At 59.7% G+C, this 12,090-nt stretch carries 12 protein-coding genes; 6 read left to right on the top strand and 6 right to left on the bottom strand.

The window, feature by feature from the left end; genetic code table 11:
* Positions 1–49: 49 nt before the first annotated feature.
* From uvrD to AA098_RS00210, 3 genes are all read left to right on the top strand, one after another.
* Complete coding sequence (gene uvrD, locus AA098_RS00220) at positions 50–2,236, top strand: DNA helicase II (protein WP_004575197.1); 2,187 nt, start codon at positions 50–52, stop codon at positions 2,234–2,236.
* A gap of 131 nt (positions 2,237–2,367) precedes the next feature.
* The gene (locus AA098_RS00215) at positions 2,368–3,222 is read left to right on the top strand and encodes a Tim44 domain-containing protein (RefSeq protein WP_003253268.1); all 855 of its coding nucleotides are present in this window, start codon (positions 2,368–2,370) and stop codon (positions 3,220–3,222) included.
* Between the two features lie 113 nt (positions 3,223–3,335).
* Positions 3,336–3,743 carry an SMI1/KNR4 family protein gene (locus AA098_RS00210; protein WP_003253266.1) on the top strand — a complete coding sequence of 136 codons (408 nt, stop codon included), beginning with the start codon at positions 3,336–3,338 and terminating at the stop codon, positions 3,741–3,743.
* A 158-nt stretch (positions 3,744–3,901) separates the two neighbouring features.
* Here the strand turns inward: AA098_RS00210 and AA098_RS00205 are convergent, their stop codons facing one another.
* Positions 3,902–5,662 carry a cation:proton antiporter gene (locus AA098_RS00205; RefSeq protein ID WP_003253264.1) on the bottom strand — a complete coding sequence of 587 codons (1,761 nt, stop codon included), beginning with the start codon at positions 5,660–5,662 and terminating at the stop codon, positions 3,902–3,904.
* Between the two features lie 339 nt (positions 5,663–6,001).
* Between AA098_RS00205 and AA098_RS00200 the strand changes: the two genes are divergently transcribed.
* Entirely contained in the window at positions 6,002–6,487 is a 486-nt protein-coding gene (locus AA098_RS00200) for an acyl-CoA thioesterase (protein ID WP_003253263.1), read from the top strand.
* On the opposite strand, the gene pdxY is transcribed toward AA098_RS00200, so the two are convergent.
* Positions 6,484–7,356, bottom strand: coding sequence for a pyridoxal kinase PdxY (gene pdxY, locus AA098_RS00195; RefSeq protein ID WP_004575195.1), 873 nt, complete (start codon positions 7,354–7,356; stop codon positions 6,484–6,486). The two genes, AA098_RS00200 and pdxY, sit on opposite strands and share 4 nt — an antisense overlap.
* Positions 7,357–7,476: 120 nt before the next feature.
* Between pdxY and AA098_RS00190 the strand changes: the two genes are divergently transcribed.
* On the top strand, positions 7,477–7,869 hold the full coding sequence (locus tag AA098_RS00190) for a DUF3301 domain-containing protein (protein WP_003253259.1): 393 nt from the start codon (positions 7,477–7,479) through the stop codon (positions 7,867–7,869).
* Here the strand turns inward: AA098_RS00190 and AA098_RS00185 are convergent, their stop codons facing one another.
* Genes AA098_RS00185 through zigA form a run of 3 tightly spaced genes read right to left on the bottom strand, consistent with a single transcriptional unit; the run spans position 7,870 to position 10,713 of the window.
* Positions 7,870–8,841 (bottom strand): GTP-binding protein, encoded by a 972-nt coding sequence (locus AA098_RS00185; protein ID WP_064613726.1) that lies wholly within the window; start codon positions 8,839–8,841, stop codon positions 7,870–7,872.
* 40 nt (positions 8,842–8,881) lie between these two features.
* A complete protein-coding gene (locus AA098_RS00180) occupies positions 8,882–9,508 on the bottom strand; it encodes a DUF1826 domain-containing protein (RefSeq protein ID WP_054888363.1) in 627 nt (208 codons plus the stop codon).
* Positions 9,505–10,713 (bottom strand): zinc metallochaperone GTPase ZigA, encoded by a 1,209-nt coding sequence (zigA, locus tag AA098_RS00175; protein WP_004575192.1) that lies wholly within the window; start codon positions 10,711–10,713, stop codon positions 9,505–9,507. The genes AA098_RS00180 and zigA overlap by 4 nt, the downstream gene beginning before the upstream one ends.
* Positions 10,714–10,827: 114 nt before the next feature.
* Here zigA and AA098_RS00170 point away from each other — a divergent pair, with 114 nt between their 5' ends.
* Entirely contained in the window at positions 10,828–11,208 is a 381-nt protein-coding gene (locus AA098_RS00170) for a hypothetical protein (RefSeq protein WP_004575191.1), read from the top strand.
* 272 nt (positions 11,209–11,480) lie between these two features.
* Here the strand turns inward: AA098_RS00170 and AA098_RS00165 are convergent, their stop codons facing one another.
* A complete protein-coding gene (locus AA098_RS00165) occupies positions 11,481–12,008 on the bottom strand; it encodes a DUF3617 domain-containing protein (protein ID WP_003253248.1) in 528 nt (175 codons plus the stop codon).
* Positions 12,009–12,090: the final 82 nt, after the last annotated feature.

Below are 12,090 nucleotides of genomic sequence, written 5' to 3'. Positions count from 1 at the left end.
CATACAGTAGATATTTGCCCCTTACCCGGCATCGCCCTAGAATGGCCCGATGCGCACAGACGACCTCTCTCTCCTGCTGAATTCCCTCAACGATGCCCAACGCCAGGCCGTAGCGGCCACGCTCGGGCGTCAACTGGTGCTTGCCGGCGCCGGTTCCGGTAAAACCCGCGTGCTGGTACACCGCATCGCCTGGCTGATCCAGGTCGAGCAGGCATCACCGCACTCGATCCTGTCGGTGACGTTCACCAACAAGGCCGCAGCAGAAATGCGCCAGCGGATCGAGCAACTGTTGGGCATCAACCCGGCAGGCATGTGGGTCGGCACCTTCCACGGCCTGGCCCATCGCCTGTTGCGGGCCCACTGGCAGGAAGCGCGGCTGGTGCAGAACTTCCAGATCCTCGACAGCGACGACCAGCAGCGCCTGATCAAGCGGGTCATGCGCGAGTTGGGCCTGGACGAGCAGAAGTGGCCGGCACGCCAGGCCCAGTGGTTCATCAATGGGCAGAAGGACGAAGGCCTGCGCCCGCAGCACATCCAGGCGGGGGGCGACCTGTTCCTGGCGACCATGCGCGAGGTCTATACGGCCTACGAGCAGGCGTGCGAGCGCGCCGGTGTCATCGATTTCTCCGAGCTGCTGCTTCGCGCCCTGGACCTGTGGCGTGACCATCCGGGCCTGCTGGAGCACTATCAACGACGCTTCCGCCACGTGCTGGTGGACGAGTTCCAGGATACCAACGCCGTGCAGTACGCCTGGTTGCGCCTGCTGGCACGCGGTGGCGACAGCCTGATGGCGGTAGGCGATGACGACCAGTCGATCTACGGCTGGCGCGGCGCCAAGATCGAAAACATTCACCAGTACACCGCCGACTTCCCCGACGCCGAAATGATCCGCCTGGAGCAGAACTACCGCTCCACCGGCGGCATCCTCAAGGCGGCCAACGCGCTGATCGCCAACAACAGCGGGCGCCTGGGCAAGGAACTGTGGACCGACATGGGCGAAGGCGAACCACTGACCCTGTACGCGGCCTACAACGAGCACGACGAAGCGCGCTATGTCGTGGAAACCATCGAGAGCCTGGTCAAGCAGGGCAATGCGCGCAACGAGATCGCCATCCTGTACCGCTCCAACGCCCAGTCGCGCGTGCTGGAAGAGGCCCTGCTGCGCGAGCGCATCCCCTACCGCATCTATGGCGGCCAGCGCTTCTTCGAGCGCGCCGAAATCAAGAATGCCATGGCTTACCTGCGCCTGATCGAAGGGCGTGGCAACGATGCCGCTCTGGAGCGGGTGATCAACGTGCCGCCGCGCGGTATTGGCGAAAAAACCGTCGAAGCCATCCGCGAGCACGCCCGCCACAGCCAGCTGTCCATGTGGGAGGCCATGTGCCAGCTGCTCGCCGCCAAGGCCCTGAAGGGCCGCGCCGCCAGTGCCCTGGGGGCCTTTATCGAGCTGATCGAGGGGCTGGCCGCCAAGGTTGTGGACATGCCGCTGCATACCATGACCCAGACCACCATCGAACAGTCCGGCCTGATCACCTATCACCAGGAGGAAAAAGGTGAAAAGGGCCAGGCACGGGTAGAAAACCTTGAGGAACTGGTCAGTGCGGCACGCAACTTCGAGTCCACCGACGAAGACGCCGACCTGTCCCCGCTCTCGGCCTTCCTTGGCCACGCCTCACTCGAAGCTGGCGATACTCAGGCTGACGAGCATGAAGACAGCATCCAGCTGATGACCCTGCACAGCGCCAAAGGCCTGGAGTTCCCCTATGTGTTCCTGGTGGGCATGGAAGAAGGCTTGTTCCCGCACAAGATGAGCCTGGAAGAACCCGGCCGCCTGGAAGAGGAACGACGCCTGGCCTATGTAGGCATCACCCGCGCCATGCGCCAGCTGGTCATGACCTACGCCGAAACACGCCGCCTTTATGGCAGCGAGACGTATAACAAGGTGTCGCGATTCGTGCGTGAAATTCCGGCCGGCCTGGTTCAGGAAGTACGCCTGTCCAACAGTGTCAGCCGCCCGTTCGGCGGGGCCAAGACGGCCACCAACAGCAACCTGTTCGCCAATGCCAGCATTCCGCAGACCGCGTTCAACCTTGGCCAGCGTGTGCAGCATGCGGTATTCGGCGAAGGCGTAATCCTCAACTTCGAGGGTTCTGGCGCTCAGGCGCGGGTGCAGGTGAATTTTGCCGAAGGTAGCAAATGGCTGATGCTGGGGTATGCCAAGCTCGAGGCTGTCTAAAGCCCACAAGGGTCGGGCCTGCCAACTTTGTAACATCAGGCAAAAGCTCGAAACACTATGTCGCTGGTCATGTGCCCGGGAACCTGTGCACCATGACGCGCGTGCAATCCACAACAGGGGATATCCCACTTATGCAACGTTTTCTTAGCATCGCACTGGCGCTCTGCGTCGGCCTGACGCTGAGCCTGGACGCCAGCGCCAAGCGTTTCGGCGGCGGCAAGAGCTCGGGCTCCGCGCCTATCCACCAGACCCGCCAGGCTACGCCAACCACGCCTGCTGCCGCGCCGACCGCACCTGGCCGTGCACCGGCTGCCGCCAGCGGTGCTTCGCGCTGGTTGGGCCCACTGGCCGGCCTCGCCGCCGGTGGCCTGCTGGCTTCCATGTTCATGGGCGACGGTTTCGAAGGCTTCCAGATCATGGACTTCCTGATCGTGGCGCTCATCGCCTTCCTCGTGTTCCGCTTCATCGCCGCGCGCCGCCGCCAGCAGCAGCCACAAATGGCCATGCCAGGCCATGCGCCGATGCAGCGTGAGGCTCACGCGCAGCCTGCCCAGCCTTCGATTTTCGGTGGTTCGGCCGCACCTGCTGCCGCAGCCGCACCGGTGATCAACGCCCCGGCCTGGTTCAACGAGCAGAGCTTCCTGGCGGCAGCCCGTAACCACTTCCAGTCGCTGCAGCAGCACTGGGATGCCAATGAAATGGACAAGATCAGCGAGTTCGTTACCCCGCAAATGCTTGAGTTCCTCAAGCGTGAGCGTGCTGAACTGGGTGATGGCTTCCAGTCTACCTACATCGATAACCTGGAAGTGCAACTGGACGGTGTCGATGACCGCGCCGACCGCACCGACGCGACCCTGACCTTCCGTGGCGTGTCGAAGAATTCGCGCTTCGACCAGGGCGAAGTGTTCAGCGAAAGCTGGCACATGGTTCGCGCCCAAGGCGAGAACCAGCCTTGGCTGGTAGCCGGTATCCGTCAAAACGGCTAATCGCTGCGTGCTAAACAGAGAACCCCGGGCTTGCCCGGGGTTTTTGCTTTTGCCAAAGTGGGCTACTAGGGTATAAGGCGCAGCGTTGTCATCTAGGTCAGAGGAAGTGAACCGTGGAAGAAGTGATCGAACAACTCCGTGAAGCGAATGAGCCAGTACCAGTGCCCCTGGAGCTTCCCGATGAAGACCAGCTGGTAGAGATCGAAGAACAGCTGTTCATCAATATTCCATTCGTGTTCAAAGAGTTTCTGCTGACCGTAAGTGATGTGGTTTACGGCTCCCTTGAGCCTGTTACCGTCACTGATCCGCAGTCGCACACCTACCTGCCAGATGTGGCCTCCAACGCCTGGGATGCCGGCGTACCGCGTGACCTGATTCCGCTGTGCCAGGACGGCGACAATTACTATTGCGTCGAAGAGGACGGCACCGTGGTGCTGTGGGATGCCGAAGAGGAAATTGTCGGCGAAGACAGTTGGGAATCGGTGTGGCACTGGGCGCGAGATGTTTGGCTGGAGAGCTGATCGCTAGCACCTATAGAGAAGCTCGCGATCTGAGTCAGTAACAATGACGTCTCAGCGCCTCAAGGTCGTTAAAATCGCCAGGCTTTTTGCGCCTGGCGACATCGCTATAATCCCATCTCCTCGGGCGGGCGAGATACCTTGCCCAGGGCGTAACCCCCTCAGTGCGAGTTCTCGCGACTGTTCTCCAGCGTCTCCAGCAACGCGATCTGCATGCGCGTGTGCACGCGGATAAACCAGCGCCACAACAACGCCACCACCACCGCAGCTACCACGGCAATCACCAGCAGCAATTCGCTGGTGGGCAGAATGCTGGCGGACAATGCCGACAGCAGCAGGAAAATCACCAGCAACGACAACAGCGGGATCACTTCGGCGATCACACGGCGCACGCGCTGGGTATGTCGCCCGGCCATTTCCGGCTTCACGCCCATCTCTGCCAGCAGCATCGAGAGTGCCTTTAGCTTGCGGTACGCAGCGATCAGGAATGGCAGTGACAGCAACAAAGCAGCCCCCCATATGACGGCCTTCTGCTGGCTGACATCGCTGACCCACTCGCTGAGCCAATTGCCGATACGCCCTGCAAAGTAGCCGCCACTGAAGAAAATGGCGATCACCAGCGCCAGGTTCACCCCCACCTGCAACAGGATGCGCCGGATCATCGCCGCCAGCATGGCACTCTCGCCCTGGGGCTGGATGTTGCGTAACCACTCGCCATACAACGACAACACGCGTGCGAGGCGGGCGGGCACCACATTGCCCAGTTTCTGCGACAACGGGTCAGCCGCGCGGATGAGGTAGGGCGTCAGCAGCGTAGTGATTGCCGATACTGCGACCGCCACCGGGTAAAGGAAGTCGCTGGTCACCTGCAGGGTCATGCCCAGCGCGGCAATGATGAAGGAGAACTCGCCAATCTGCGAAAGCCCCATGCCCACACGCAAAGACGTACGCCCGTCATTGCCGGCTATGAACGCCCCCATGCCGCAAGACAGCATTTTGCCCAGCACCACCGCCAGGGTGATGACAACGATAGGCCAGGCATAGTCGATCAGTACCTGAGGGTCGATCATCAGGCCGATGGCGACGAAGAAGATGGCACTGAACAGGTCGCGTACAGGCTCGATCAGGCGTTCGATCTTCAGCAACTGGCGTGATTCGGCCATGATTGCGCCAATCAGGAAAGCGCCTAGCACCATGCTGTACTCCAGCTTCACAACCAGCAGGCAGAAGCCGAAACACAGGCCCAGAACAGTGATCAGCAACATTTCGTTGCTTTCGAACTTGGCGACATAGGCCAGTAACCGCGGTACCAGCAAAATACCGATGACCAAGGCGACGATCATGAACAGCGACAGCTTGCCGACAGTGGAGAACACTTCGCCCGAGCTGACCGTGCCGCTGACCGCGATGCCCGACAGCAGGGCAATGATACCGATACCCAGAATGTCCTCGACGATCAGCACGCCGAAGATCAGCTGGGCAAAGCGCTCGTTCTTCATCTTCAAGTCGTTGAGCGCCTTGACGATGATGGTGGTGGAGGAAATGGCCAGGATGGCGCCCAGGAACAGTGAATCCATGGTGCTCCAGCCAAACCAGCGGCCAATCTCGAAACCGATCCAGATCATCAGGACGATTTCCAGGAACGCTGCGATAAACGCCGTGGCACCAACCTTGAACAGCTTGCGCAAGCTGAACTCGAGCCCCAGGCAGAACATCAGGAAGATCACCCCCAGTTCGGCGAGGGTCTTGATGGTGTCTTCGTCATGAATCAGGCCGAACGGCGGAGTGTGCGGGCCAATGATGAAGCCGGCGACAATGTAGCCCAGCACCACCGGCTGCTTGAAACGGTGAAAAAGAATGGTGACCACGCCAGCGACCAGCATGATGACTGCCAGGTCCTGGATGAAGCTGATGGCATGCATGGCGTGATACTCCTTTTCTCGTCTTGTGAATGCCTGGGCAGACCGCTCCTCTGCCGAGGCAAACCTGAGCGAGCAGCAAGTACATACTGTATTGAATCCGGGAACACCCACGTTGCATGGGCGTACTCAGGTTAACATCGCACCCCGCCGCAAAAAGCCAGTGCAATATGCAGAAACAGATCGGCTGGAAAAGCGCCGCTGATGGCATGATCAGCGTGACGATGATGCGCCAGCCAACGTCCCGTATCAGCAAGGCACATTCAAAAGAGGGGAACAGCAGTGTCAGCAGATAACGCCCTCCATTCGCCCGATTCAGCGCAACCTCACCGTGAGCACACTATGGAACCTGGAAACGCCCAGCTGAGCATGACCGTCCTGATGACCCCGGACATGGCCAACTTTTCTGGCAACGTACATGGCGGCACCCTGCTCAAGTACCTCGACGAAGTGGCTTATGCATGTGCCAGCCGTTACGCCGGCAGTTATGTGGTGACCCTGTCGGTCGACCAGGTGATCTTCCGTGAACCCGTGCACGTGGGTGAACTGGTGACCTTCCTGGCGTCGGTCAACTACACCGGCAACACTTCGATGGAAGTTGGCATCAAAGTCGTGACCGAGAACATTCGCGAGCGCTCGGTGCGCCATTCCAACAGCTGCTTCTTCACCATGGTCGCGGTCGACGACAACCGCCGTCCGGTGCCGGTGCCACCACGCCAGCCGCACAGCAGCGAAGAAAAGCGCCGCTTCCTGCAGGGCCAGCAGCGCCGGCAGATCCGCCAGGAGCTGGAAAAGCGCTACCAGGACCTGAAAACCGACGCCATTTAAAGCGCGAGCAACTGCGCTTCGAAGCGCACCCGTGGGTGCGCAATGCGGTCCTGGGCCCGTACCAGCTGCAATTCGTAGCTGGCGCAGGCCTGGGTTTCCAGCAGCACTTCATGCACTGCCGCAGCCGTGAATTCGAATGCCTGCACCCAGCTGTCGCCAAGCAGCACACGCGCCAGGAACAGGCCTGAGGTCAGGTCACCCACCCCCACCGGCTGACGCGGAAACGCCAGCAGTGGGCGGCGTAAGTGCCAGCTGTGCTCGGCGGTCACCAGCAGCATTTCGAAATGCTCTTCGGCCCGCCCGGGGTACGCCAGGTGCTTGACCAGTACAACCTGTGGTCCACGCTGCAGCAGGCTGCGCGCCATGTTCACGCAGTCCTCCAGCGACTGGGCGCGGCGCCCACAGAAGCTGTCCAACTCCAGCTGGTTGGGGCACAGGATGTCCGCCGTGGCTGCCGCCTCGTCAAGCAGGAACTCACTGACTTCGGGCGGCACGATGCAGCCCTTTTCCGGGTGCCCCATGACCGGGTCGCACAGGTATAACGCTTTTGGGTTTACCGCCTTGATCCGCTCGACACCGGCCAGGATCGCTCGCCCTTGTTCGGCACTGCCCAGGTAGCCGGAAAGCACTGCATCGCAGTGGCCCAGCTCACCGATGTTGGAAATGCCTTCCACCAACGCAGGAATTTGCGCTGGGGCAAGCACTTCGCCCGCCCACTGGCCATACTGTGTGTGATTGGAGAACTGCACGGTATTGAGTGGCCAGGCATTGACCCCGATACGCTGCATGGGGAATACCGCGGCGCTGTTGCCGGCGTGGCCGAACACCACGTGGGACTGAATGGCGAGCAGGTGCGGGGTACGTTTCATGCGGGAGGTTTCCAAAGCTGTTTCTAGGATTGTGCGCAGCGCAGTATGAACTCGATTGCTACCTGTACGACAGGCCAGGAACGCAGTTAAGCTGGATCTACCTGTTTGGAGCATATGCAAATGTTGACCCTGGAGAACCTCTTCGTCCTGATGCTGGTAGCCACGGCAGGCGCCTGGTTGTGGCACAACCATGGGTTGCGTGAAAAGGCCCTGGAACGGGTCAAACAGCATTGCGCCAAACTCGACCTGGAGTTGCTTGACGATGCCGTAGCGCTCAAGCGCATCGCCTTTGTCCGGGATGCCAATGGCCGCAAGCGCCTGGCACGCGTCTATGCCTTCGAATTCACCGTCACGGGTGAGCAACGTCACCCCGGCACCGCGACCCAGTTCGGCGCCCACAGTGTGCAGATCGAGCTGGCGCCCTACCCGTTCGAAATCAAGACCCCACCGCGCGCCGACAACGTCATAGAGATGCAGCAATGGCGCCAGGAGCATAACCGCTGGCGCAACTGATCAACTGACGCGACATTCATCCAACCCGGCTTGCAATGCGGGTTGCGGTTGCGGCTGATCGAAAATCAGCTCGATACGCGTGTCCTTCCGCCAGTCGCTGGGCTGCCAAGCGGGCATATCCCCATTCAGCCCATTGAATGACCACCAGCCCTCCATGCTGTGGATAACTCCCTTGGCCCGTCGCCATGGCCAAGCACACAAGAAAGCCTTTAGCCGCTGTGGATAAAACTGTTGGCCAGGGTGCCACCGCCAGCCAATACTCCAACCACCCTCCCCCTGCTGGGCAAGGCAAATCGGTTGACTCGGGTCAGCCCACAGTGCTGCTGGAGCGATTCCAGGATTGTCGACAATCCTGTTTTTCAAGAATGGGCTGTCAACAATCTGTGGAGATACCGTCGGGAGGCCGGAAAAAGGCAACTGCCCCTGCACGGTCCACATGATCTTCTTTTCTTTAAATTTATTACTTATCAACAACTTATGTATTTCATCCACAGCCTCTGACTTATTGAAAATCACGCTTTCAGAGGCGTTGAAAGCCTGCTGTTGAGCCTCTGGCAGAGGCTCGTTTCGAGCCATGGCCTGGGCATCCACAACCATCATGAGTGGCTGAATTGTCAGCACTCCAATCCAAGGCGCTTGTTGCAGCTGAGCCAGCAGCTGCAAGGGATGGCCCAGGCCGGAAGGTTCGATAAACAGCCGGTCAGGCCGCGATTTGCGCAGCAGTCGTCCCAGGCCCACCTGGAACGGCATGCCGTTGACGCAGCACAGGCAGCCCCCTGCGACCTCGCCGATGGCGATGCCGTCTTCGTCACGGCTGAGTAAGGCCGCATCCAGGCCGACAAGGCCGAACTCGTTGATCAATACCGCCCAGCGCTCGTTGGCTGGGCGCTGAGCCAGCAAGTGACGGATCAGCGTGGTCTTGCCAGCACCCAGCGGGCCGGCAATTACATGGGTGGGAATGTTCTGCAGCATGGGGTGGCTTCAGGCGGCGGTGATGCCTCACTATGCGCCGTCAGGCCAGCCAGTCAAGGCTGAGCAGCAAACGCCCCCGCTGCGTAGAAGGGGACCGATGCACCAGGCCTGCCCCTTCGTTACCCTGCCATTGTTCGCCTTTAAGTACCGCAACCTCGGCGGCTTGAAGGTGCTGGATGTTATCCACAGGTGGCTGAGCTGTGTGTAACTCTCCACGACAGCTATCCCGCTCTTGCAACCACTCACTACCTGGGCCGACGTAAGTGGTGAGCAAGCGCAACGGTACGTTATCCACATGGAAGCGTGGGCACATCGGAGCGTTCAACACGCGCAAGCGCAAACCGACCCGTCGTGCGCCAACCAGACAGGTATAAGCCGCCACCAACCACGTCACATCAGCAACGAAAGCTTCATACCCATGCAAATCCGCCGCTTCACGCAGCAGATCTGGCAATACCGGCTTCTGCTCCTCGTTCACATCAATCACCCGCTGATCAGCCAAGGGCTGGCCAAGGCTGATCACCAATGCGGCAAAGTCCTCCAGTTGTGCCGGCAAGCGCCGCCGCCAGACGGCCAGGTTCACGCCATCCTGCAGCACTTCGGCCAGCACTTGAGGCGTCTCGCCAAACACCTGAAAGATATCCACAGGTCGGTGAGCCAGGTTCATGCTGCCGCTTCCTCATGCCATGGGCCAAATGGGTCAGGTAAACGCAGCCAGCCCATGTGACCCAAGCCCATTTCTTGATCCGTCAACAGGCATGCATCCAGGGCTGTGGATAATTTTTCGACGTTGATATTCTGCCCAATAAACACCAACTCCTGTCGGCAGTCACCGGTGTCGGCGGTCCAGTGTTTCAAGATCGCATTCGTGTTATCCACATCCTGTGGCCACTGCTCGCGTGGCACGAAGCGCCACCAGCGGCCAGCCAGACCATGGCGCATCATGCCGCCCGCTTGCGACCAGCTGCCAGCTTCCTGATATTTGCTGGCCAACCAGAAAAACCCTTTGGAACGCAGCAGCCTTCCGTTTTCCCAGTCCTTGTGGATAAAGTCGTAAAAGCGCTGTGGATGAAGCGGGCGTCGAGCCTGCCAGGTCATGGCCGCGATACCGTACTCTTCGGTTTCTGGTACATGTTCACCGCGCAGCTCCTGCAACCAGCCTGGTGCCTGGGCCGCTTGATCGAAGTCGAACAGCCCGGTGTTGAGGATCCGTGCCAGCGGCACTTGGCCCATGACCATGGGTACGATCTGCGCCCGGGCATTGAGGCTGCGCAAAATGGCGATGAGTTCTTCGCGCTCATGTTGGCTGATCAGGTCGATCTTGCTCAGCAGCAGTACATCTGCGAACTCGACCTGTTCGATCAGCAAATCACTGATCGACCGCTCGTCTTCTTCGCCCAACGTTTCACCACGGCTGGCCAGGCTCTCTGCTGCTTGATAGTCGCGCAGGAAGTTCAAGCCATCGACCACGGTGACCATGGTGTCCAGTCGCGCCATATCGGACAGACTGCGACCCAGCTCGTCACGGAAAGTGAAGGTCTCAGCCACTGGCAGTGGCTCAGAGATACCGGTGGATTCGATCAACAAATAATCGAAACGTCCCTCTTCGGCCAGCCGTGCAACCTCCTCAAGCAGGTCTTCGCGCAACGTGCAGCAAATGCAGCCGTTGCTCATCTCGACCAGTTTCTCTTCAGCGCGGTTGAGGCTGACATTGCGCTGCACCTCACTGGCATCGATGTTGATTTCACTCATATCGTTGACGATTACCGCCACCCGCAGGTTGTCGCGGTTGCGCAGCACATGGTTGAGCAGCGTGCTCTTGCCGGCGCCCAAAAAGCCGGACAGCACGGTGACGGGAAGACGATTGGACATGGCGAACCCCTTCAGGCAGACGCATTCGAAACGATGCATTGCACAATGTTATAAAGTAACAATACAATTTCGCCAAGTGCTTCTCGACGGACGAGTGCTCACAGGGGATGAAAAATGAATCTGCCACGCGTCATGGCATTGCTGGTGCTCACCATGCCTGCCTCGCTGTTGGCCATGCCGCAAAACGGTGCATTGGCCCTTTGTACGCGAAGCGCGACGCTGCTCGCTTGCCAGGACGGCAAAGGCAACTACTACAGCGTGCGCACCGAAGGCAGCACGTTCTACCTTCGCGGCTATGACTTCAGCAGCCGCCGACTATGGGCACAAACCAACAGCCGCTATGGCACGTTGACTTTTTTTACCGGCCTGGCCAGCAATGGTGAGGCCTGGGTGGGTTACAGCCGCCGAGTAGGCTGGACCACCTTGAACCGCGTATCGAGTTCCAGCGGGGAGCGCTTCAAGCTGCATTGCAGCTTGATCGAGGGCTGCCGTTGATGCCTTCTTTTGTTTTGAAGGCTTTGCCTCTACTGCCGCCTATTCGCACATCAGCTTCGAGCACTTGCTGAAAACGCCTGCCTTGATCAGCCGTTCTCAGGCCTAAAAGCTATGCCTTAACCGCGTCGAGGCAAGGATTGAAAACGAAATGTTCCACGTGGAACTATTCGTTTCCCTACCGACTTCTGGAACTGGCCATGCTCGGCTGCTCGAACGGCAACAGAGGCTGCATGCCCACGACGCGGTTGCCACCCGCCAGTGGCAATGGAACTTCAGCTGCGCGGTTTGACTGTCCCGCAGTCATTGCCTAGCCACACCGCACGCGTGTTCATGCTGCCTTGCTGCTGCACACCCGATGCGTTGAACGTGCCACTGACCTGGGTGGTGAATTCCCGATCACTGAGAAATGTAGCCTGGCCACTACCCTGTGCCTTCGGGCAGCTGAACTGGAATTTCCACACGTTACCGGTACGGTCGGTAATCTTCTGAGTGCAGCCCGATTTCGGGTCCTGCAGCGGAATGTCATTCGTTGCCACCTGTTCTGGTGTCAGGCACGATCGCACACCCTTGCCACCTACACTGACCCCTTGTTTGGCCAACACCCCCTCCATCATTGCGCGCTGCTCTGGCGGCAGGTTCTTCAACTGGCCAAGCATGAATTCCATGTCGGGCAGCGGCTTGCCATCGACCTGCATGTTGCTGGTGGTCAGCTCCCACAACCCCGGTTGCAGCATCTGGGCTTGCACCAGCGGACTGCTCATGCCTAGGGCCAACGCCAACAGTGGCAGACGAATCTTCATGGACGAACGCTCCTGGAAAAAAACCGGTCAAACGGGCCGGACTGAGCCTTAGACGCCAAATCCGCCTGCGGGTTGCAGGCGG

It is taken from the genome of Pseudomonas sp. JY-Q (genome assembly GCF_001655295.1).
GTDB lineage: Bacteria > Pseudomonadota > Gammaproteobacteria > Pseudomonadales > Pseudomonadaceae > Aquipseudomonas > Aquipseudomonas alloputida.
The sequence above is the reverse complement of the archived record's forward strand: the minus strand, read 5'-3'. Positions and strand labels throughout refer to the sequence as shown.

Excerpts from the sequence above, each read along its gene's own strand:
- uvrD (WP_004575197.1), top strand. The coding sequence starts at position 50 with ATGCGCACAGACGACCTCTCTCTCCTGCTGAATTCCCTCAACGATGCC.
- AA098_RS00215 (WP_003253268.1), top strand. The coding sequence starts at position 2,368 with ATGCAACGTTTTCTTAGCATCGCACTGGCGCTCTGCGTCGGCCTGACG.
- AA098_RS00205 (WP_003253264.1), bottom strand. The coding sequence starts at position 5,662 with ATGCATGCCATCAGCTTCATCCAGGACCTGGCAGTCATCATGCTGGTC.
- AA098_RS00200 (WP_003253263.1), top strand. The coding sequence starts at position 6,002 with ATGGAACCTGGAAACGCCCAGCTGAGCATGACCGTCCTGATGACCCCG.
- pdxY (WP_004575195.1), bottom strand. The coding sequence starts at position 7,356 with ATGAAACGTACCCCGCACCTGCTCGCCATTCAGTCCCACGTGGTGTTC.
- AA098_RS00190 (WP_003253259.1), top strand. The coding sequence starts at position 7,477 with ATGTTGACCCTGGAGAACCTCTTCGTCCTGATGCTGGTAGCCACGGCA.
- AA098_RS00185 (WP_064613726.1), bottom strand. The coding sequence starts at position 8,841 with ATGCTGCAGAACATTCCCACCCATGTAATTGCCGGCCCGCTGGGTGCT.
- AA098_RS00180 (WP_054888363.1), bottom strand. The coding sequence starts at position 9,508 with ATGAACCTGGCTCACCGACCTGTGGATATCTTTCAGGTGTTTGGCGAG.
- zigA (WP_004575192.1), bottom strand. The coding sequence starts at position 10,713 with ATGTCCAATCGTCTTCCCGTCACCGTGCTGTCCGGCTTTTTGGGCGCC.
- AA098_RS00170 (WP_004575191.1), top strand. The coding sequence starts at position 10,828 with ATGAATCTGCCACGCGTCATGGCATTGCTGGTGCTCACCATGCCTGCC.
- AA098_RS00165 (WP_003253248.1), bottom strand. The coding sequence starts at position 12,008 with ATGAAGATTCGTCTGCCACTGTTGGCGTTGGCCCTAGGCATGAGCAGT.